The organism is Longimicrobium sp. (genome assembly GCA_036377595.1).
GTDB lineage: Bacteria > Gemmatimonadota > Gemmatimonadetes > Longimicrobiales > Longimicrobiaceae > Longimicrobium.
Window position 1 is genome coordinate 1 of sequence record DASUYB010000142.1, and the last position, 20,457, is coordinate 20,457.

Below are 20,457 nucleotides of genomic sequence, written 5' to 3' on the forward strand. Positions count from 1 at the left end.
GTAGGTCAGGTCGGGGTGAACGGCCGCCGCGACGTTCGAAGTCAGCGTCCAGGGGGTGGTCGTCCAGACGAGCAGCGCCTCGTCGGCCCGGTCGAGGAGCGGGAACCGCACGAAGATGCTCGTGTGGGTAAGGTCCTGGTAGCCCTCGGTGACGATCTCGTGCTGGGAGATACCGGTGCCGCAGCGCGGGCACCAGGGCATTGCATCCTTGCCCTTGTAGAGCCAGCCCTTCTCCCAGACCTTCTTGAGGAAGGCCCAGATCGTGTAGTTGTTCTCGTCCGACATGGTGTGGTACGAGTCGTCCCACCGCATCCACTGGCCGAGCCGGATCGACTGCTGGGTCTGGACGGCCGCGAAGCGCCGCACCCGCTCCTTGCACATCTCGACGAAGCGGTCGACGCCGAGCGCCTCGATGTCGCGCTTCGAGCCGAGCGCGAGCTCCTTCTCGACCTCGACCTCGATCCAGAGGCCCTGGCAGTCGAAGCCGTTCTGGTAGCGAAGCTTGCGGCCGCGCATCGTCCAGAAGCGGTTGTAGAGGTCCTTGTAAGAACGCCCCCAGGCGTGGTGCACGCCCATGGGGTTGTTGGCGGTGATCGGCCCGTCGAGGAAGCGGAACACCGGCCCCTGGCGGTTCTTCTCGCGCAGCTGGTCGAAGCACCCGCGCTCCTTCCAGAACGCCAGCACCTCGTGCTCCAGCTTCACCAGGTCGGGCGCGGTCTCCAGCTCGCCACCCAGCTTCGTGTCGTCTGCCATTCTTCCGATTCTGCTCGTCCGCGCCGCGCGGGTGATGCGCGGAGCGGCTGGAAATTCCGGTGTGTTCGCGCGCCCGCACGCGTGGGCGGGGCTGCACGCACGATGCCCGCGGACGCTGCAGGGCGCGGCCCCGGCGCACGCGGATGCGTGAGCCGTCGCCGCGCCACGCCGCCCGGCGGGCACCGCAAGCTTGTTGGTCCGCTGATTTTAGCCCTTTCGCCCCGCCGCCGCCAGCGAGGACCTCCGGGGACAGGGGACAGCAAGATGGAGATCGCGAATGCATCCGGCGCCAGTGCGGGTCACCGGCGCCGGGATGCGCAGCCTGCGTTGTGGGATTCTCGTCGAACCGGGATGAAGTTATCCGCCGCCGGAGCTGACCTTGAAGTCGGCGTCCAGGCCGGTGGAGTTCGTCACCTCCATCCCCGCGCGAACCTTCGTCGTCGTGCTCATCTCGTTATCTCCGTGGTGAGTCGTCAGCCGCCGCTGCTGGAGACCTTGTAGTCGACGTCGTGGCCCGTCGAGTTCGACACGTCCATGCCTGCGTGGATCTTCGTGCTCGTGGTCATCAGCGCCTCGATCCTGGTTCGGGATGCGTCAGCGGGTGCCGCCGGAGCCCGTGACCTTGTAGTCGATGTCGCTGCCGGTCGAGTTCGACACGTCCATCCCGGCGCGCACCGCGGTGTTCGTGTGCATCTGCGAGTCTCCTCGTGGTGGAGATGCCGTCGTGAAGTCTCACCCCGCCCCGCCGCCCGAGGCGACGCGGTACTCGGTGTTCTGGCCCGTCGTGTTCGACACCTCCATCCCGGCGCGAACGCTCGTCCTGGTGGTCATGCTCGCCTCCCGTGGTCGATCGTGCTGTCGTCCCGCGCGGCCGCCCCCCTACTTCGGCGGGATGCCGGAGCCGGTCCGGACCTCCGTGTCCGTGCTGGTGTTGTTCGATACGTCCATCCCTGCCCGGAACTGCGTTCTCGTTCGCATCTCGGCCTCCGTATCTGTCGTCCGCCTCAGCGGGTTCCGCCGGCGCTGGTGACCTTGTAGTCGGTGCTGCTGCCCGTGCCGTTCGACACGTCCATCCCGGCGCGGATCGCGGTGCTCGTCTGCATCTTTCCTCCCGGTTCAGAGGATTGCGCCGGCGCCGGGTGGGCGGCGCCGGCCAGATGGGTGGATCTTCACGGCGGCGGGCCCGAAGCCACGCGGTAGTCGGTGTTCTGGCCCGTGCTGTTCGAGACGTCCATCCCGGCGCGGATGCTCGTCCTGGTGCTCATGCTCGCCTCCCGTGGTCGATCGTCAGCGGGTGCCGCCGGATCCGATGACCTTGTAGTCGGTGTCGGTTCCGGTCCCGTTCGACACGTCCATCCCGGCGCGGATCGTGGTATGGGTGTGCATCTTCTCTCCTCGGATTCACAGGATTGGGGTCATGGCGGCGGGCCCGTGGCCAGCCGGTAGTCGGTGTTCTCGCCCGTGCTGTTGGACACGTCCATCCCCGCGCGGACCTCGGTGATGGTGCTCATTGCCGCTCCTCGGCTGGGGTGCGCGGCGGCCGCCAGCCAGACGCTGGTGTCCGACGGCGGCCGACGTAGCGACGCTATGGAGTGCCGCCGCCGTTCGCGCCGACGCGGTAGTCGGTGCTCTGCTCGGTGCTGTTCGACACCTCCATCCCGGCGCGGACTTCCGTCGATGTGCTCATCTCCACCTCCATTCGATGAGGGGTGATCCCGCCGACGCGGCAGTTCAATTGCCGCCAGCACCGACCACGCGGTAGCCGGTGGCCTGGCCGGTGCTGTTCGAGACGTCCATCCCGGCGCGTGCGCTCGTTTGCGTCTGCATCGTCTCTCCCTGGGGTTCAGGTGCTCTGCCCGCCGCCGACCACACGGTAGCCGGTGTTCTCGCCGGTGCTGTTCGACACATCCATCCCGGCGCGGGTGTTCGTCTTCGTGATCATCATCGCTCCTCTCGTGGGGATTGATTCACGGCGCGGTGCCGCCACCGCCGACAACGCGATAGCCGGTGTTCTGGTCGGAGCTGTTCGACACGTCCATCCCTGCGCGTACGCTCGTCGTGATGCTCATCTCCGCTCCTTGCGGTGGGTGGGGATCATCGGGGCCCGCATGGGATACGACACCTCGTCCGGACGCCCTCGTTCCGGCAATGGGATGCGGTGACGACGACCGCATGCGAGTGGTGTCCGCCGTGTGACGAACGGCAGGCGTCCGGTGGAACCGCCTTGGGAAAATTGGAGATTCGCGGGAGATGCTTGACTCCGCGCGAGGACACCGGCAGCGTGGAGCGCCCTCGATCACCCGCCCACCGCCCGCCGATCTCCGCCCATGGCCGACCTGTCCATCGCCGAGCAGGTGCTCGACACCTGGCGCATCCAGAACCGCATCAACCTCTATCTGCTCGAGGCCATCGCCGACGACGCGCTGGCGGACGTGGGCGCTACGAAGGGGCGCAGCGTCCGCAAGACGTTCGCGCACCTGCACAACGTACGGCTGATGTGGCTCAAGGCCGCCGCGCCGGACCTGCTGGACGGCCTGGACGCACCTGACCCCGAGGAGGAAGACTGGTCGGACCGCGCGGTGTTGCGCCGCGCACTGGAGGCATCGTCCGGGGCGATCGAGACGCTGCTTGCGCGGGGATTGGAGACAGGGAAGATCAAGGGTTTCAAGCCGCACCCGATGGCGTTCCTCGGCTACCTGATCGCCCACGAGGCACATCATCGTGGCCAGATCATGCTCGCGCTGAAGGCGAACGGGCACCTGCCCGACAGGAAGGTGCAGTACGGGCTGTGGGAGTGGGGCTCGCGCTGAAGTTGTTGCTGTTACCTCTCCCAGTCTGTTTTGGGAGAGGTCGAAAAATGGAGAAGTCGAGACGGCAGTTTTGTCTCGACTTCTCCATTTTTCGGGTGAGGGCCCCACCGGCCCGCGTCGGCACGGATGCCTGCGGCGCCATCCCCTTGCTATGAGCCAAGTTCACCGTCACGTTCCACCGTTCCACCGGATTTCCAGCCCTGACAGACATAGACGAGGCATCGGATGAACGGGATCGGGCGCAGGGTGGCCATCGTGGAAGGGTGCCGGACGCCCTTCGCCAAGAGCGGCACCGACTTCAAGGACATGACGTCCACCGAGCTGGGCAAGCTCGCAGTGCGCGAGCTGATCGCCCGCGCCGAGCTGGACGTCGACGAGATCGACCACGTGGTGTTCGGCACCGTGGTGCAGTCGGTGAAGGAGCCCAACATCGCCCGGGAGGTCACGCTGGGCGCGGGGATCCCGCCGTCGGTGCCCGCCTTCACCGTGGGGCGGGCGTGCGCATCGGCCAACCAGGCCATCACCAGCGGCGCCGAGCAGATCGCGCTGGGGCTGGCCGACGTGGTGATCGCCGGCGGCGCCGAGAGCCTGACCGACATCCCCATCCTGTTCAGCCCGGAGATGCGGAACGCGCTGGTCCGCGCGTCGAAGGCGCGCTCCCTGGGCGAGCGGGTGAAGGCGTTCGCCACCATCCGCCCGAAGAATCTGATCCCCGTCACCCCCGCCATCGCCGAGCCCACGACCGGGCTGACGATGGGCGAATCGGCGGAGAAGATGGCGCAGGAGAACGGGATCACCCGCGAGGAGCAGGACCGGTGGGCGCTGCGCTCGCACCAGCTCGCCGCCGCGGCCACGGCCGACGGGCGGCTGACGGCGGAGATCGCCCCGGCGTACATCCCGCCGAAGTACGACCGCGTGGTCACCAGCGACAACGGCATCCGCGCCGACACCTCGCTGGAAAAGCTGTCGACGCTGAAGCCCGTCTTCGACCGCAGGTACGGCACGGTGACGGCCGGCAACGCCAGCCCGCTGACCGACGGCGGCAGCGCGGTGCTGCTGATGAGCGAGGAGAAGGCGAAGGCGCTGGGCTACACGCCGCTGGGCTACATCCGCGGCTACGCCTACGCCTCGCTCTCGCCGTCCGACCAGCTGCTGCAGGGCCCGGTGTACGCCATGCCGACGGCGCTGGAGCGCGCGGGAATCTCGATGAAGGACGTGGACCTGATGGAGGTGCACGAGGCGTTCGCGGCGCAAGTGCTCTCCAACTTCCAGTGGCTCACCTCGGACAGGATCGCGAAGGAGCGGCTGGGGCTGGACAGGGCGATCGGGCTGCCGGACGAGGACCGCATCAACGTGATGGGCGGCTCCATCGCCATCGGCCACCCCTTCGGCGCCACGGGCGGGCGCATCACCGTGACGCTGCTGAACGAGCTGAAGCGCCGCGGCGGCCAGATCGGCCTCATCTCCGTCTGCGCCGCCGGTGCGATGGGCTTCGTGATGGTCGTCGAGCGGGAGTAGGACAAGGGACAGGGGACAGGGACGGATGGCGAGTTGACGTCATCCTGAGGCCGGCCAGACTGTAATAGCGTCTGAGCAAGCGCTTGCAGGCCGAAGGATCTATCGCTGGCTCCGCACGCGATCCGGCGAGACGTACCAGTCTTTCCCGGATGTACGACGAAGCAGGGCTCCCGCACATCGCTGCGGGAGCCCTGCTTTCGTTCGCGTGTAGCGCCTCACCGCACGAGCACGTAGAACCGCTGCTCCGTCGCGGGCGGGCCGCCCGGGCGCGCGTACTCCAGCGCGATCTCCGCCATCCCGGGCGCGACGGCGGCGAAGGCCCATCGCTCCACGCCGCCGACGCCCACCATCCGCTGCGGGTTCGGATCGGGCACGTACAGCTTGCCGACGAACGTGATGACGCGCGCGTCCGGCGAGTCCGCCAGCCGCCACTGGTACCCCGTCGTCGCGTTGGAGCGCAGGGTGACGAAGAAGGTGTCGCCCGGCGCGGCGAGGATGCGCTTGCTCGTGTCGGACGCCGCAGCTGGCGGCCGCGCGGCGTCGCGCGAGGACGGCTGCGTGTCGGCCGAGGCGGGCGGCTGCGGCGCCGGGCGCTGCGCGCACGCGAGCAGGGCGACGGCGAGGGCGGTCGAGAGCAGGCGCGCGTTCATCGTCCTCCGTCCAGCGGGGTGGAGACGGCCGGGAGACGCACGGATACGCGGCCTCGCCGCGGATCGCAACGCCTCGCCGGGAACGCGGCCGCGGCTACCGGAGGCGCCGGCGCCCGGCGGCTCCGCGGCGGGCGCGTCACTGCAGGCGCGCGATGGCCACCCGCAGCGTGGAGGGAAGCGGAAGTCCCCCCGCTCCCTCCAGCCGGAGCAGCTGCGGCTGCGTTTGCGTGCCCGAGAGCTCGAAGTACTTCACCCCGCCGCCGGCGATCGACGCCACGCTCACCGCGCCGTAGAACCCGAACGGCAGCGCCTGCGGCTGCAGCGGATAGGCGGCGGGGAAGGTGCCGGCGAAGTCCGCGTGCATCCCCGCGAAGATGCTGCCGAAGTTCCAGGTGGACACCTGGATGTCGGGGGTGGCGCCCACCAGGCCGGGATAGTCGTCGGCGTACAACGCCAGCGCCCACCCGCCCAGCAGCTGCTGGATGGAGACGCCCGCCCGCGCCGCCAGGTTCGCCGCGCCCGTGCTCGGCGACGAGGTCAGCGCCGTCAGGAACGCCGCCTCCGACGCCCCGTAGCGGTCGATGGCGTAGCGCACCAGCGACCACGAGGTGGCGTAGAACGACGATCCGCCCGCCGACGTCGGCCCGAAGGGCGAGTAGCCGGTCGGGGCGGCCATGAAGGTGTAGAGGGAGTGGAAGTGCCGCGCCATGTTCAGCGACGGGCGGCTGGGGTCGGCGGCCAGGCACGCGGCGTCCGTCTGGCGGTAGTCGCAGTACACGCTTCCCGGCGCGGCGGCGCTCCCGTAGCCGGTGTTGGCCTTCCACCCCACGTTGTACACCGCGCTCCGCGCCCACAGCTCCTCGGCGTGGCGGGCGGTCCCCTCCTCCAGCCACGATTCCTCGAACGGCGCCCCCGACGCGGCGCGAGCCGCGTGCGACACCACGTGCTTGGTCTCGTGGATGAACGTCGCGCGGATGCTCCAGTACCAGGAATCGGGGGTGAAGGCGCCGTAGCCGGTGCCGGTGGAGGTGGGCTGGTAGGCGTAGAAGTACTCGCCGAAGTTGCTGGCCAGGTTCCCCGCCGCGTTCGGGTACTGGTCGCAGCTCACCACGAACGCCGCCACGCCCCCGAAGCTGTTGACCAGCGGGGTGAAGAGGGCGATCAGCACGCCGTTGTTGTCGGTCGACGCGTCGCGCAGCAGCGGATCGCCGAAGTTCGTGCGCACCACCGGCTCCATGTCGGCGTTGAACTGGCTGCCGATGGCGCCGTAGTACGCCTGCATGGCCGGGTTGGCCGACGCCTTCAGCGCCGCCGGCGTGGCGTCGTCCTCGTAGATGGCCACCTTGCCGCCGTAGTACACGCGCGTGGCGTTCACGGTGATGTAGTCGTTGCACGTCCCGGCGCCGTTCAGGTTCAGCACCCGGATCGTCCGCGTGGCCGGCGGCACGTCGGGGGCCGCCACCGCTTCGCGCCGCGGCCGCATCCGCGGGTCGCCGGCGAAGCGCGCGCGCAGGCGCTCGTTCTCGCGCCGGTTCATCTCCAGGATGCGCAGGTGCGCGTCCTCCGGCTCCTGCAACGGCGCGGCGGCGGGCGGCGCCCCCGGCGCGCGTACCAGGCCGGGGCGCGAGACCGCGCGCGCGGCCGTCACGGGAACGGTGCCGTCGCCGGAGATCTGGAATCCGGTGGCGGAGAGCGGCGACGTGCTGGTGTTGTACACGGCCACCACGTAGCGGCTGGCCACGCCGGTGGCGGGCAGCTCGTTGCACGCCACCTGCGCGGCGTCGGTGACCACCGCGGCCTGGCCGACCCCCAGCGCGCGCACGTTCCCCTGCAGCGGGTGGGCGAAGGCGGCGCCCGTCATCCCGCCCTGCGTCACCTGCACCGGCGCCGCGCCGCTGGCGGCGCACGGCACCGTCACGTTCAGCGTGCTGGCGGTGCCGCCGGTGACCGTGGCCGCCACTCCGCCGATGGTCACCGTGTTGGCGGCGGGAAAGGCGTTGAAGTTGATCCCCGTGAGCGTGGCGGCGGCGCCCGGCGCCAGCGTGGCGGGCGACACGCCGGTGACCTGCGGCGCCGCGGTGGCCAGGCGCCCGGGGGCGTCTCCGTGGCCACGTACAGGGTGAAGGAGAACGTCGCCACCGTCGGCGGCATCCCCAGCTGCCACGTGCGGGCGATGGTCACCTCGGCGGTGGACAGGATGCCGTCGCCACCCAGCTCCGCCTGGTCCACCCCGCCCACCCGGCCGCCGTACTGGAAGTAGGGCTGGTTCGAGGCGGTGAAGGTGCCCAGCCCCGTGGCGTTCAGGAGGGCGATGCTCCCGCTCCCCCCGGTGACCACCGGCTCCGCGGCGAAGAACACCCGCACGCCGCCGTCGTGGCGCGTGGTGCCGTCGGCCGTGGCGAAGGCCAGCGTGGCCAGGTTCTGCAGGGCCACGTTGAACGAGAACACCTGCGTCCCCGCGTCGTACGCCACGCCCGACGAGGTCAGCCGCACGTACGTGCCCTGGCCGCCCAGCAGGTGCAGGCTGGCGCGCGGACCCGCCGCGTCCGCCGGCGCGAACGGCTCGCAGGCCACGGAGCGCTGCGCCACCTGCGCGGTGCACCGCAGCGCCGCCACCGTGCCGCGGGGGAGCGGCGGCTCGTCGGTGGGGCGCCCCTCGGGGCCGGTGGCGCGGTCGCTGCACGCCGCCAGCAGGAGGAGCGCGGCGGCCAGCGCGCGCGCCGCCATGGCGCGGATGCAAGGACGGACGGGTACGTTCATGCGGTTCCCGGCGAGTTTGCGGGGGGACGAGCCGTTGTTCCGGCAGGGAGACTACGGGGCGGGACGGACTGCGGAGAGGCGCCGGTTGGGCGGGAGGGCGCGCCAACCATAATGGCACGTTAGTGTCGAGACCTTGATCTCGCAAGCAGCTGGCGGCCGCCTTCCGGCGGGGCTGGACAAAGTGTGGCGAGCGGCCGGGCGAGTCTCCGGGAACCCGGGACGAACGGGGATGGGAGGGGGATGATGGCACGTGAGCGGTGGGAGTACCGCGGGCGCTGGGCGCTGGTCACCGGCGCATCCGCCGGCATCGGCGAGGCGTTCGCGCGCGGGCTGGCCCGGCGCGGGATGCACCTGGCGCTCGCCGCCCGCCGCGAGGACCGCCTCCGCGCGCTGGCCGACGAGCTGGCCTCGGCGCACCGCGTCCGCACCCTCGTCGTCCCCGCCGACCTGGGCGAGCCGGGCGCGGCGGACGCGCTCTGGCGCCAGGCGGCCGACGGGCGCGACATCCACCTCCTCGTCAACAACGCGGGCTTCGGGCTGAAGGGCCCGTTCCACGAGCTCCCGCTGGACCGCCAGGCGGAGATGGTGCGCGTGAACTGCATCGCCCCGCTGGAGCTGGCGCACCACGCGCTGGCCCACATGCGCGGGCGCGGCGGCGGCATCGTCAACGTCGCCTCCATCGCCGGCTACCAGCCGATCCCGCTGATGGCCACGTACGCGGCCACCAAGGCGTTCCTCATCACCCTCTCCGAGGCCCTCGCCGCCGAGTCGGGCGACGCCGGCGTGCGCGTCGTCACCGTGAACCCCGGCCCGGTGAAGACGGAGTTCCAGGCCGTCGCCGGCACGCAGGTCCGTGACCGCGCGCCGGGGCTGCGCACGCCCGGGCAGGTGGTCGAGGCCGCGCTCCGCGCGCTCGAAGCGGGGCGGATGACGGTCACGCCGGGCCTCGTCAACCGCATGGCCGCCGCGGCCGTCCGCATCGCCCCGCGCGGCATCGTCGTCCGCGCCGCGAAGGCGGTGATGCGCAAGCTGCGATGAGCGTGGCGCGGTCCGTGGCCGCCGATTAGACTCCACGCGCCCGCGGTTCTTCATCTCCATCTCACTCGCATCTCGAGGCGCCTATGATCGTCCGTGGCTTCTCCCCGGCCGCGCGGCGGAGGTCCCGCCGCGCGAGAGACCCATCGACCGAAACGAGAAGACACCGAAATGACCACGGTGCTGAAGACGCCACGACTGGAGATGGTGGGATGCGGCGCGGACACGCTCCGCGCCGAGGGTGAGGACCGCGCGCGCTTCGCGGAGCTGCTGCGGGCGCGCGTGCCGGACGGCTGGCCGCCGGAGCTGTACGATGACGACGCGCGCCTGTGGACGCTGAACGCCGTCGAGAGCCGGCCGGAGCACGAGGGGTGGTGGATGTACTACCTCGTGCTGGATGGAGATGTGAGTGACCGCGAATTGATCGGCCTCGCGGGCTACAAGGGCCCGCCGGCGGAGGACGGCACGGTGGAGGTGGGCTACGGCGTGCTGGACGAGCACCGGCGCCGCGGCTACGCCACCGAGGCCACGTGGGCGCTGATCGAGCGCGCCTTCGCCGACCCACGCGTCACCCGCGTGACCGCCGAGACGTATCCGCACCTGGAGCCGTCCATCGGCGTGCTGCGCAACCTCGGCTTCGCGTTCGACGGCCCCGGCTCGGAGGAAGGCGTCATCCGCTTCCACCTGCCGCGGGAGCAGTGGAGATAGAAGATCGTCCGCGGAGAACGGGGGGCGATCTGCTCCCCGTTTCTCCGCGCCTCTCCGTCAGATTTCCTCGCTCATACCGTGATTGTGCATTCGGATCGGATGTCATTCCGAGCGGCGCCGCTGCTCCGAATCTTCAATCGCGCCGATGCCAGGCGGCGCCCGAGGAATCTGTGGCATGCGTCCGAGCATCAGGCGGCCTGTGGCTCGGGAGCCGGCCACAGATTCCTCAGGCGCCACGGCTTTGGCATGAAAGAAAGGGCGGCGCAGCGCCTTCGGAATGACATTCCTTCCTCCAATGCACAGTTGATCCGGAGATTGGGTATCGGATGACGATCCGCCTGCGAAGCTTTGCCCCGGCCGCGCTGGTCGTGCTCGCGGGATGCGTGATCAGCGATCCGATCCCCGTCCGCGCCTACGAGGCGGAAGTGGCGAACGCCGAGCTGGCGTTCGCGGACGCCGCGGCGCGCGAGGGGATTCGCGACGCGTTCGTGCGCTTCTCCGGCGACAGCTCCGTCGCGTTCCGGCCCGAGCCGGAGAACGCGAAGGCGGCGTGGCGGAGCCGTCCCCCCGTGCCCGGCCGGCTGCGCTGGTACCCGGCGTACGTGCGCGCGGCCGGCTCCGGCGACCTCGGCCTCACCACCGGGCCGTACGAGTCGCGCGACAGCACGGGCGCGCTGCGGGGGACGGGGACCTACTTCACCGTCTGGCGCCGCGACGCCGAGGGGTGGCGCTTCATGGTGGACCAGGGGATCCGCCACGCCGCCCCGGCCGAGCCGCCCGCCCGCTGGGACGTCTCCATGGCCCGCTTCGACAGGATCGGGCGCCGCTATCCCACCGGGCCGGTGGCGCGAGATCTGCTCGCCGCGGACCGCCGCTTCGCCGCGCGCGCGGAGGAGGCGGGGTTCGCGGCGGCGCTGCGGCGCTTCGGCCACCCGGAGATGCGGCTGCTGCGCGACGGCGCCTTCCCGCACGTGGGGCTGGACTCCGCCGTGGCCGCCGCGTCGGCGGACGGCGCGCGGCGGTACTCGGCCACGCCGGCGCGCGCCTACGCCGCCGCCGCGGGCGACTTCGGGTGGACGTGGGGCGAGTACCGCCTGCTCAACGCCGGCGCCGGCCGCCGCGAGACCGGGCACTACGTCCACGTCTGGGTGCGCGAAGGACACGGCCCCTGGCGGCTGCTGGTCGACGTCACCGCGCCCCGCCCGCCCGAGCGCGACGAGTAGCGGGGCGGAACCCATCTCCCTCCCGCGAAGTAGTTATCTGCAACCTGTGCAAGGAGATGGAGATGGGGATGAAGAAGGGGATCGCCCTGCTCGCGGGGCTCGTGCTGGCGGCCGGATGCACGCCAGCCGCGACGACCCCCGCGCCGGCGGGCTCAGCCACGACATCGATGCTGGAGAACACCGACTGGAGGCTGGTGGAGGTGGGCGGCCGGCCGGCGCTCGGCGCCACGAACGCGCCCACCCTGCGGCTGGACCCGGCGGAGCACCGCGCGGGAGGCAACACCGGTTGCAACCACTTCGGCGGCGGCTACGAGCTGAGCGGCCCGTCGCTGCGCTTCCGCGAGCTCGTCTCCACCCGGCGCGCCTGCACCGACCCGGCGATGAACGAGCAGGAGGCGGCGTACGTCCGCGCGCTCGATGAGACGCGTTCCTGGCGCATCGACGGCAGCTCGCTCGTCCTCTCCGGCGCGTCCGGTGTGGTCGCGCGCTTCACCACCCCGTAACACGGGCGTCGGCGTGATCCCGCACCTCTCGCTCACGCCGATGCGATGGATTCCTCCGGGGCCGCTCGACGGCTCGGCGGCCCTCGGAATGACATGTTTGCGGGGGCGCCATCCGATGACCGCGCCGTGATGAAGTCCGCGAAGGCGGACTGCGTGTGGTTGTAGCCGCGAGTTCAATCGCATACTACTCCCCGATGGCGGCGCATCACCCATCTACCGACACAATCCCCATCCCTCTCGCGTAGTGCCGTCCCGAGGCACGAGCCGAGATCCATCCCCATCCACCCCGATTCCCATCGCCCCACCCTTGCGGACCCGAATCCTGCTGATCGCCGCCGCGCTGCTGCTGGGCGGCTGCCGCGACAACGTGCGCATCCCCGCCCCGGCCACGGGCGCGGCCGCGCGGCCCGTCCCCGAGCCGGAGCCGTCGACCGTCAACCTCCCCGTCACCGTGGACCTCTCTTCCATCGCCGAGCAGGTGGAGGACAAGGTGCCGCGCGGGCAGAACCGCGAGGGCGAGTGGCAGCCGCTGGGGAAGTTCGCCGTGGTCGGCACCGTGTACGTGAAGGAGATGTGGGAGCGCGACCCGCTGAAGCTGCGCATCATCGGCGACCGGCTGGACGTGTCGGCGCACGTGCGCTACCGCGCGCGCATCGCCGCGCATCCGTGCGCGCCGGTGGTGGGATGCCGCTGGGTGCAGCTGGCCTCGTGCGGCGTGGACGGCCCCATGCCCACGCTCGACGTCGGCCTGCGCACCGTGCTCTCCTTCAACCGCGACTGGACCATCACCCCCAAGACCCGCGCGAAGCCGGTGGACCCCGGCATCCCCTGCCGGCTGACCGAGGCGCGCATCGACGTGACCGACCGCGTGCGCAAGCTGGTGCAGGGGCTGATGGACAACGCGGCGCCGCAGGTGGACGAGAAGATCCGCGCCGCCGCGCAGCTCCGGGAGCGCGTCGAGGGCGTCTGGGCCACGGCGCAGCAGCCCATCCGCGCGGCCGACGACGTCTACCTCCTCCTGCAGCCGCAGGCCGCCGCGGCGACCCCGCCCACTGGCAAGGGGACGACGGTGAGCACCACCGTCTCCATCACCCTGCAGCCCAGGGTGGTGATCGGCGACAAGCCCGAGGTCGACACGCTGCCGCTGCCGCCGGGCGGGACCACGGCGCCGGGGCGGGGCTTCCGCGTGGCCCTGGTCGCCGAGCTGCCGTACGAGAAGGCGAACGAGATCCTGCGCGAGGAGCTGGTGGGGCGCGAGTTCGACGTCCGGGGACACAAGGTGAAGGTGCGTGCCGCGCGCCTCTACGGCGGCGGCAGCCAGGTGGTGCTGGCGGTGAAGGTGGGGGGCGAGGCGCGCGGCGAGCTGTACTTCGTGGGCACGCCCGACTTCGACCCGCAGACGCAGGTCGTCTCCGTTCCCGACCTGGACTACTCGGTGGAGAGCAAGCAGCTGCTGCCGCAGGTGGCCGACTGGCTGCTGTACGACGACCTGCGCGACCGGATGCGCGCCGCCGCGCACTTCGCCGTGGGCGACCGCGTGGACCAGATCCGGCGCGACGTGGACGCGGCGCTCAACCGCAACCTGGGGCGCAGCGTACGGCTCTCGGGCGGGGTGGACCGCATCCGGCCGCTGGGGATCTCGGTGTTCGCCACCTCGCTGGCCGCCGTTGTCGAAGCCGACGGCCACGCGCAGATTCACGTGGACGTCGGCGCGCCCGCGCGCGCCTCATCGCCCCCCGCCGATTCCGCCCGCAGATGAGCGACGCGCCCTTCCGTGACAACGTGGTGGTGCTGACCGGCGCCTCCGCTGGCATCGGCCGCGAGATGGCGCTGCAGCTGGCGCGGCAGGGCGCCGTCCTGGTCCTCGCCGCGCGCGACGCAGCCAAGCTGGGCGAGGTGGCCGACGCCTGCCGCGCGCTCGGCGCGAAGGCGACCGCCGTTCCCACCGACGTGGCCGACGAGGCGCAGTGCCGGGCGCTGGTCGAGCGCGCCGTCGCGGAGCACGGGCGCATCGACACGCTGGTGAACAACGCGGGGATCGGGATGTGGGCGCGCTTCGATGAGATGAAGGCGCTGGAGCCGTTCGAGCGGATCATGCGCGTGAACTACCTGGGGAGCGTGTATCCGACGTTCTATGCGCTGCCGCACCTGAAGCGGACGCGCGGCCGCATCGTGGCCGTCAACAGCCTGACCGGGCTCACCGGCGTGCCCACGCGCAGCGGCTACGCGGCCAGCAAGCACGCGGTGACGGGGTTCTTCGGCTCCATCCGCATCGAGCTGGAAGACAGCGGGGTGACGGTGACGCAGGTGTTCCCCGGCTTCGTAGCCACGGAGATCCGCGAGCGAGCCTTCGGCCCCGACGGCCGGCCGCTGGGAGAGGGGAACAGCCCGGTGCGCGAGAAGGAGGTGATGAGCGCGGAGGAGTGCGCGCGCCAGATCATCGACGCCGCGGCCAGGCGCAAGCGCGACGTGATCATGACGCTGCGCGGGAAGATCGGCGCCAAGCTCAAGCTCATCTCCCCCACCCTGGTCGATCGCATCGCCAAGAAGGCCATCGCGCAGGGGAAGTAAACAGAAAAGATTGCCTCACGCAGAGGAGCAGAGGCAGCGGAGAACTCATCTCTGCTGCCTCTGCTCCTCTGCGTGAGGCAATTCTTTGTTGCCTTCAACCGGCGCCCGTCAGCGGCTCATGCTCACCGTCACGTTGCCGTTGCGGTCGAACCGGCAGGTGCCCTGGTGGCCGGCGCCCACCCAGCGGTAGCGCGCGTTGTTGCGGCTCGCGTTCACCTGCGTGGCCTGCACGCGGCCCCGCCGCACACCCAGCCGCTCGGCCGCCGCCTGCTGGCAGAGGCGCGCGCCGTTCGGCACCGCATTGCCGTAGTTGTTGTCGTAGTTGTCGTTGTAGTTCGTGCCGCGGCTGTAGCGCGTGCTCGAGCCCACCTGGAAGCGCGCGCGGCACCCGCCGCTCACCCAGATGGCGTTGCGCGTGTAGCCCCACGTCCGCCCGCCCACGCAGGCGCGGTCGCTCAGCTGGTCCACCAGCCGCACGCCGTTGCGCGTGTCCGCGCCGCAGACCTGCCGCTGCCCCTCGTACGACTCGCAGGTGACGGTGGTCAGCTGCGCCTGCGCGGTCCTGGGCGCGAGCCCCAGCGCCGCCGCCGCCGCGACCATGATTGCTGCCGTCCTGAGCATCTTCACCCCTCCCGTTCGCGTGTCCTCAGCCGGACATCCAATCCCTCCGCTCCCGGCTCGGGGCGTTCCTCCATGCAACCTAAATGCCGCGATAGCAACATCTTGCGTTAAAATTGAGAAACAGAAGGGGCTCACGCAGAGTCAGCAGGGTCAGCAGAGGAACTGCGGTTCTCTGCTGACCCTGCTGACTCTGCGTGAGCCAATCCCGATCTTTTCGGTCGTCAGCGGGTGATGCGCACCGCCACGTCACCGTCGCGCTCGATACGGCAGGTGCCCTGGCGGCCGGCGCCCTGCCAGCGGTAGATGCGATCATTGCGGTTGCCGCGGCCGTTGTTGGCCACCCACGCGTCGATCCGCGAGCGGGGAACGCGCAGCCGCCACGCCACCGCCTCCTCGCAGCGGCGCGTGCCGCCGCGCACCGTGCGGCTGTCGCCCCAGTCGTTGTTGCGGCGGTTGTCGTCCCAGCGGCGGTTGTCGTCCCGGCGGTCGTCGTCGTACCGGCCGCCGTAGCCCGAGCCGTAGCCCACGCGGAAGCGCGCGCGGCAGCCGTCGTCCACCCAGATCCCGCTGCGGGAGTAGCCCCAGCTGCGCCCCTGCACGCACGGGCGGTCGCTCAGCCGGTCCACCAGCTGCACGCCGCCGCGGGTGTCCACGCGGCACACCTCGCGCCGCCCGTCTCTCGACTGGCAGGTGACGGTCGTCTGCGCCTGCGCGGGCCGGTCCGCCAGCCCCAGCATCGTCGCCACCGCCAGCATCGCCATACCGGTCTTGATCATCGTGCACCTCTCGTGTCGTGGGTCAGGGCCCGGCGGGATGGCCCGGGCCCGCCATCCGGAATTGCAACCGAAGGACCGGGCCGCGCCGAATCTCCATCTCCCGACGCAAGTCGATGCGGTTCAACGAGATACACGAAGGGCGGAGATGCCCGTCCGGCATCTCCGCCCCTGTCGATCCGTCCTCTGCAGGTGCCGCCGCTCAGCCGCGCGGGGGGACGGGGACGCGCCAGATCCGCTCGGCGTACTCGCGCACGCTGCGGTCGCTGCTGAAGAAGCCGCAGCGGGCCACGTTCAGGATCGAGCTGCGCGTCCACGCCTCGGTGTCGCGGAAGGCGCGGTCCACCTCGGCCTGCGCCGCCACGTACGCGTCGAAGTCCGCCAGCACGAAGAAGGGGTCGTGGTGGAGAAGCCCCTCGATCAGCGGCCGGAAGAGCCCCGGGTGCTCGGGGGAGAGGAGGCCGCTGGCGACGAAGTCCAGCGCGCGCTTCAGCCGCGGGCTCGCCTCGTACTCCCCGCGGGGGTTGTATCCGGCCGCGCGCCGCGCCTCCACCTCGTCCGCCGTCAGGCCGAAGATGAAGATGTTCTCCTCGCCCACCCGCTCGGCGATCTCCACGTTGGCGCCGTCGAGCGTGCCGATGGTCAGCGCGCCGTTCAGCGCGAACTTCATGTTCCCCGTGCCGCTGGCCTCGAACCCCGCGGTGGAGATCTGCTCCGACAGGTCGCTCCCCGGGAAGATCTCCTCGGCGATGGAGACGCGGTAGTCGGGGATGAAGACCACCTTGAGCAGCTTCGACACCTTCTCGTCGGCGTTCACCACCCCCGCCGCGGCGGTGATCAGGCGGATGATGAGCTTGGCCGTGTCGTACGTGGGCGCCGCCTTCCCGCCGAAGATCACCGCGCGGGGAACGGCGTCGGGCTGATCCGCGTCGCGCATCTCCAGGTACGCGTCGATCACCCGCAGCGCGTTCAGCAGCTGGCGCTTGTACTCGTGCATGCGCTTCACGTGCACGTCCATCATCATCGCCGGGTCCAGCCGCACCCCGGCCTCGCGCTCGGCCAGCGCGGCCAGGCGGCGCCGGTTGCGCGCCTTCACCGCGCGCCACTGCTCGCGGAACGCCGCGTCGTCGGCGAACGGCTCCAGCAGCGCCAGCTGCTCGAGGTCCACCAGCCAGTTGTCGCCCGGCGTGTGCAGCAGCTTCTCGTCGATCAGGTCGGCCAGCGCGGGGTTGGCCTTCAGCATCCAGCGCCGCTGGGTCACCCCGTTGGTGACGGAGGTGAAGCGCTCGGGCCACAGCTCGGCGAAGTCGCGGAAGATGCGGTCGCGCAGGATCTCGCTGTGGAGCTCGGCCACGCCGTTCGTCGTATGGCTGCCGACGATCGCGAGATGGGCCATCCGCACCGTCCCGCCGGAGACGATGGCCATCCGCTCCTCGCGCTGCGGCTCGTCGGGGAAGGCCTCGCGCACCCGCTCGCGGAAGCGGCGGTCGATCTCCAGCACGATCTCCAGGTGCCGGGGGAGGAGGCGGCCGAACAGATCCACCCCCCACGTCTCCAGCGCCTCGGGAAGGACGGTGTGGTTGGTGTAGGCGAAGGTGCCGCGGGCAAGCTCGAACGAGTCGTTCCACTCCATCCCGTGCTCGTCCATCAGCAGCCGCATGAGCTCGGGGATGGCCACGGCGGGGTGGGTGTCGTTCAGCTGCACCTGCACCTTCTCGGTGAAGTCGGCGAAGGTGCGCCGCTCCTCGAGGTAGCGCCGGATGATGTCCTGTAGGGTGGCGCTGACGAAGAAGTACTGCTGCTTCAGCCGCAGCTCCTTCCCCGCCCCCGTGTTGTCGGGGGGATACAGCACCTTGGAGATGGTCTCGGTGTCGGCCTTGGCCTGCACCGCGGCGATGTAGTTGCCGCCGATGAAGTCCTCCAGGTCGAACTCCTCCGTGGCCTTCGCGGCCCAGAGGCGGAGCGTGTTCACGGTGGACACGTCGTAGCCGGGGACGGGCACGTCGTACGCCATGGCCAGCACGTCGCTGCTGTCCACCCACTCGTAGTGGATGCGCCCCTGCTCGTCGGCGCGGCCGCTCACCCGGCCGTACAGCTTCACCCGGTAGGTGCGGTCGGGGCGGGCGATCTCCCACGGGTTCTCGTCGCGCAGCCAGTTGTCGGGGCGCTCCACCTGGCGGCCGTCCACCACGTCCTGCCGGAACATCCCGTGCTCGTAGCGGATCCCGTAGCCGTAGCCGGGAAGCCCCAGCGTGGCCATCGAGTCCAGGTAGCACGCGGCCAGGCGACCCAGGCCGCCGTTCCCCAGCCCGGCGTCGGGCTCGCTGCACTCCAGCTCCTCCAGGTCGTAGCCCAGCTCCTCCAGCGCCTCGGCGGTGGCGTCGTGGATCCCCAGGTTCAGCAGCGCGTTCCCCAGCGTGCGGCCGATCAGGAACTCTAGGGAGAGGTAGTAGACGCGCCGGGCGTCCTGGCGGGTGTAGCGCGCCTGCGTGGCGGCCCACTTCTCGGCCAGGCGGTCGCGCACCGTCCAGGCGGTGCTGAAGTACACGTCGCGCTTGGTGGCCGAGGCGGCGTCGCGGGCCAGCGTGTACGTCAGGTGGTTGGAGATGCGGTTCTTGAGCGCGTCCACGCGGGTGGAGCGGCGCCCGGCATCGAGGATCGTGCTCATATCGTCAGCAAAGCTTCCAAATTCGAGACGAGGCAGCGGGCCATGGGAGCGGGCCGGATTTGTCGTCAGGGATGGAGTCCGAGGCCGGCGCGGACGGGGGGACGGCGGTCGAGGACTGCGGGTTTCTCTGGGTGGTACCGGAAGCTAGCCCCTCGGGTTCCTCGCGGAAAGGGTTGCGGAATGTCCTCTCCGCTCATCTCCGCCGCGCTTCCGCCGCCCGCCGTTGGCGACTACCTTCGCGGGGGATAAGGACACCTCGGCCCCCGCCGCACCCCATCCCGCCATGCCGACCGAACCCGTCGCGGGCGACCGCATCCCCCCGCCCGAGCCCCTCGCGGGCGACCCCGCCACCCCGAACCAGCTCGTCGCGCGCGATCCCTGGGCCCCGCCCGCGCCCGTGCCGACCGACGACGAGCTGGCCCGGATCAACGCCGAGTACCTCCGGCGCAAGCGCAGGCTCAACCTGGCCGGGCTGGCGTGGCTCCTCTACGGCGCGCTCATCCTCTTCACCCTGCGGCCGGGCGAGGTGAGCACCATGGTGGCGATGTTCGCCGGCGTGCCGTTTATCTACGCCGCCATCCTCTACATCTGGCGCTGCCCGAAGTGCAACGGATACCTGGGGCCGAAGTGGGCGGTGCACCGCTGCCCCAGCTGCGACGTGGTGCTCGACCCCCGCGGGTGAGATCCGGGGTGACCGCGATCGTGAGCGCTCGATCTGGAACCCGTTGCGATGGGGTGCGTGCTCTGCTGCCCTCGAACCGGTTTTGACCGGGCCCCGAACGGAATCACCCCTCGAACGCGGCAGCCGCGCGGCGATCTTCGCCGCGCGGCTGCCGTCTTTCGTCCGTCGAGAGTTCGATCAGTTGCCGTTCGGCGGCTGCAGCGGATAGAAGCAGCCACCCGGGGCGCCGTCGGTGTAGCACGCCTGGTCGTACGAGTTCGGGCAGACGTTGGGAACGCAGCTGCCGTCGTACGTCTGGTTCTCCGAGGCGCAGGCGCCCCCCGCGCAGGTGGCCGCGCAGCTGTTGCAGCCGCCGGTGTTGTATCCGCAGCTTCCCAGGTTCGTGGGATGGACGGTGGTCGCGTGGCCGTTGACGGTCCCGCGGCGCCCGCCCGGTCCGCCGGTGGCGAACGATTCGACGTGCAGCTGTTCGAGGTCCATCCGCAACTTGCGCATCGGGATGCTCCTGGGAAGGATGGTCGCGGACGCGACGGGTCGCCCCGCCACGCCGCACGGTGATTCGTCTTTTTTAGAGTCCAGGTAATTCGAAAAGGTTTGATCCCGCGGTGCGCGATCGCAGCGGCTCGAGCGCCGCCCGCATCGTCGCTGCGCCGTGGACGAACGCGGCCGCTCGCTGCGGGACGCGCGTTCCGCGAGCCGAAGTCAGTCGATCGGTTTGAGGTTGGCCACGATGGCGGCGCGGTGCGGCTCCAGGAACGGCGGCAGCACCACCTTCTCGCCCAGCGCCGCCGCATCCTCGTCCACCGCGAAGCCGGGGCCGTCGGTGGCGATCTCGAAGAGGATGCCGTTGGGCTCGCGGAAGTACAGGCTGCGGAAGTAGTAGCGGTCGATCTCGCCGCTGTTGGGGATGCGCATCTCGTTCAGCCGCGCGGCCCAGGCGTGGTACTGCTCCTCGTTGGGCGTGCGGAAGGCCACGTGGTGCACGGCGCCGGCGCCCTGCCGCGCCACCGGCAGGTCGGGCTGCACCGCCACGTGCAGCTCGGCGTGGGGTCCGCCCGCGCCCATCTCGTACACGTGCACGTTGGGCTGCGCGCTGTCGTGCGCGTAGCTGCGCACGTGGCGCATGTTCAGCACCTCGGTGAGCACGCGTTCGGTCTGCGTGATGCTGGGCACGCTCATCAC

Annotated in this window: 18 protein-coding genes; 9 read left to right on the plus strand and 9 right to left on the minus strand. The window is 70.8% G+C overall.

What is annotated here, in order from left to right; all coding sequences use genetic code 11:
• A partial coding sequence (locus VF092_25145) for a class I tRNA ligase family protein (protein ID HEX6750601.1) occupies positions 1-753 on the minus strand: 753 nt, incomplete at its 3' end.
• A gap of 2,327 nt (positions 754-3,080) precedes the next feature.
• Between VF092_25145 and VF092_25150 the strand changes: the two genes are divergently transcribed.
• On the plus strand, positions 3,081-3,563 hold the full coding sequence (locus VF092_25150; GenBank protein ID HEX6750602.1) for a DinB family protein: 483 nt from the start codon (positions 3,081-3,083) through the stop codon (positions 3,561-3,563).
• 225 nt (positions 3,564-3,788) lie between these two features.
• Positions 3,789-5,081 (plus strand): acetyl-CoA C-acyltransferase FadI, encoded by a 1,293-nt coding sequence (gene fadI, locus VF092_25155; protein ID HEX6750603.1) that lies wholly within the window; start codon positions 3,789-3,791, stop codon positions 5,079-5,081.
• Between the two features lie 215 nt (positions 5,082-5,296).
• On the opposite strand, the gene VF092_25160 is transcribed toward fadI, so the two are convergent.
• From VF092_25160 to VF092_25170, 3 genes are all read right to left on the minus strand, one after another.
• A complete protein-coding gene (locus VF092_25160; protein ID HEX6750604.1) occupies positions 5,297-5,731 on the minus strand; it encodes a protease inhibitor I42 family protein in 435 nt (144 codons plus the stop codon).
• Positions 5,732-5,867: 136 nt separating this feature from the next.
• Positions 5,868-7,787 carry an IPT/TIG domain-containing protein gene (locus VF092_25165; protein ID HEX6750605.1) on the minus strand — a complete coding sequence of 640 codons (1,920 nt, stop codon included), beginning with the start codon at positions 7,785-7,787 and terminating at the stop codon, positions 5,868-5,870.
• Positions 7,703-8,491 carry a hypothetical protein gene (locus VF092_25170; GenBank protein HEX6750606.1) on the minus strand — a complete coding sequence of 263 codons (789 nt, stop codon included), beginning with the start codon at positions 8,489-8,491 and terminating at the stop codon, positions 7,703-7,705. The genes VF092_25165 and VF092_25170 overlap by 85 nt, the downstream gene beginning before the upstream one ends.
• 243 nt (positions 8,492-8,734) lie before the next feature.
• On the opposite strand from VF092_25170, the gene VF092_25175 reads away from it, so the two are divergent.
• The 6 genes from VF092_25175 (at position 8,735) to VF092_25200 (ending at position 14,531) form a co-directional block, all read left to right on the plus strand.
• A complete protein-coding gene (locus VF092_25175; protein HEX6750607.1) occupies positions 8,735-9,529 on the plus strand; it encodes an SDR family oxidoreductase in 795 nt (264 codons plus the stop codon).
• Between the two features lie 168 nt (positions 9,530-9,697).
• A complete protein-coding gene (locus VF092_25180; GenBank protein ID HEX6750608.1) occupies positions 9,698-10,234 on the plus strand; it encodes a GNAT family N-acetyltransferase in 537 nt (178 codons plus the stop codon).
• 326 nt (positions 10,235-10,560) lie between these two features.
• Positions 10,561-11,457 carry a hypothetical protein gene (locus tag VF092_25185; GenBank protein HEX6750609.1) on the plus strand — a complete coding sequence of 299 codons (897 nt, stop codon included), beginning with the start codon at positions 10,561-10,563 and terminating at the stop codon, positions 11,455-11,457.
• 62 nt (positions 11,458-11,519) lie between these two features.
• A complete protein-coding gene (locus VF092_25190) occupies positions 11,520-11,960 on the plus strand; it encodes an META domain-containing protein (protein ID HEX6750610.1) in 441 nt (146 codons plus the stop codon).
• A 307-nt stretch (positions 11,961-12,267) separates the two neighbouring features.
• Positions 12,268-13,719: a DUF4403 family protein gene (locus VF092_25195; protein ID HEX6750611.1), complete on the plus strand. Its 1,452-nt coding sequence runs from the start codon at positions 12,268-12,270 to the stop codon at positions 13,717-13,719.
• Positions 13,716-14,531, plus strand: a complete 816-nt coding sequence (locus VF092_25200) for an SDR family oxidoreductase (protein HEX6750612.1) — start codon at positions 13,716-13,718, stop codon at positions 14,529-14,531. The genes VF092_25195 and VF092_25200 overlap by 4 nt, the downstream gene beginning before the upstream one ends.
• A 108-nt stretch (positions 14,532-14,639) precedes the next feature.
• Here the strand turns inward: VF092_25200 and VF092_25205 are convergent, their stop codons facing one another.
• The 3 genes from VF092_25205 to VF092_25215 form a co-directional block, all read right to left on the minus strand.
• Entirely contained in the window at positions 14,640-15,152 is a 513-nt protein-coding gene (locus tag VF092_25205) for a DUF3011 domain-containing protein (protein HEX6750613.1), read from the minus strand.
• Between the two features lie 221 nt (positions 15,153-15,373).
• Positions 15,374-15,928, minus strand: coding sequence for a DUF3011 domain-containing protein (locus tag VF092_25210; GenBank protein ID HEX6750614.1), 555 nt, complete (start codon positions 15,926-15,928; stop codon positions 15,374-15,376).
• 199 nt (positions 15,929-16,127) lie between these two features.
• Positions 16,128-18,593, minus strand: a complete 2,466-nt coding sequence (locus VF092_25215; GenBank protein HEX6750615.1) for a glycogen/starch/alpha-glucan phosphorylase — start codon at positions 18,591-18,593, stop codon at positions 16,128-16,130.
• Between the two features lie 283 nt (positions 18,594-18,876).
• On the opposite strand from VF092_25215, the gene VF092_25220 reads away from it, so the two are divergent.
• On the plus strand, positions 18,877-19,275 hold the full coding sequence (locus VF092_25220; GenBank protein HEX6750616.1) for a hypothetical protein: 399 nt from the start codon (positions 18,877-18,879) through the stop codon (positions 19,273-19,275).
• Positions 19,276-19,452: 177 nt separating this feature from the next.
• Here the strand turns inward: VF092_25220 and VF092_25225 are convergent, their stop codons facing one another.
• The gene (locus VF092_25225) at positions 19,453-19,770 is read right to left on the minus strand and encodes a hypothetical protein (protein HEX6750617.1); all 318 of its coding nucleotides are present in this window, start codon (positions 19,768-19,770) and stop codon (positions 19,453-19,455) included.
• A 207-nt stretch (positions 19,771-19,977) separates the two neighbouring features.
• The coding region (locus VF092_25230) for a VOC family protein (protein ID HEX6750618.1) at positions 19,978-20,457 on the minus strand (480 nt) is incomplete at its 5' end.

What these genes read in the sequence shown, in the direction of transcription:
- VF092_25200 (HEX6750612.1), top strand. Translation starts at nt 13,716, where the DNA reads ATGAGCGACGCGCCCTTCCGTGACAACGTGGTGGTGCTGACCGGCGCC.
- VF092_25150 (HEX6750602.1), top strand. Translation starts at nt 3,081, where the DNA reads ATGGCCGACCTGTCCATCGCCGAGCAGGTGCTCGACACCTGGCGCATC.
- VF092_25225 (HEX6750617.1), bottom strand. Translation starts at nt 19,770, where the DNA reads ATGCGCAAGTTGCGGATGGACCTCGAACAGCTGCACGTCGAATCGTTC.
- VF092_25160 (HEX6750604.1), bottom strand. Translation starts at nt 5,731, where the DNA reads ATGAACGCGCGCCTGCTCTCGACCGCCCTCGCCGTCGCCCTGCTCGCG.
- VF092_25180 (HEX6750608.1), top strand. Translation starts at nt 9,698, where the DNA reads ATGACCACGGTGCTGAAGACGCCACGACTGGAGATGGTGGGATGCGGC.
- fadI (HEX6750603.1), top strand. Translation starts at nt 3,789, where the DNA reads ATGAACGGGATCGGGCGCAGGGTGGCCATCGTGGAAGGGTGCCGGACG.
- VF092_25175 (HEX6750607.1), top strand. Translation starts at nt 8,735, where the DNA reads ATGGCACGTGAGCGGTGGGAGTACCGCGGGCGCTGGGCGCTGGTCACC.
- VF092_25205 (HEX6750613.1), bottom strand. Translation starts at nt 15,152, where the DNA reads ATGCTCAGGACGGCAGCAATCATGGTCGCGGCGGCGGCGGCGCTGGGG.
- VF092_25185 (HEX6750609.1), top strand. Translation starts at nt 10,561, where the DNA reads ATGACGATCCGCCTGCGAAGCTTTGCCCCGGCCGCGCTGGTCGTGCTC.
- VF092_25170 (HEX6750606.1), bottom strand. Translation starts at nt 8,491, where the DNA reads ATGAACGTACCCGTCCGTCCTTGCATCCGCGCCATGGCGGCGCGCGCG.
- VF092_25215 (HEX6750615.1), bottom strand. Translation starts at nt 18,593, where the DNA reads ATGAGCACGATCCTCGATGCCGGGCGCCGCTCCACCCGCGTGGACGCG.
- VF092_25210 (HEX6750614.1), bottom strand. Translation starts at nt 15,928, where the DNA reads ATGATCAAGACCGGTATGGCGATGCTGGCGGTGGCGACGATGCTGGGG.
- VF092_25190 (HEX6750610.1), top strand. Translation starts at nt 11,520, where the DNA reads ATGGGGATGAAGAAGGGGATCGCCCTGCTCGCGGGGCTCGTGCTGGCG.
- VF092_25220 (HEX6750616.1), top strand. Translation starts at nt 18,877, where the DNA reads ATGCCGACCGAACCCGTCGCGGGCGACCGCATCCCCCCGCCCGAGCCC.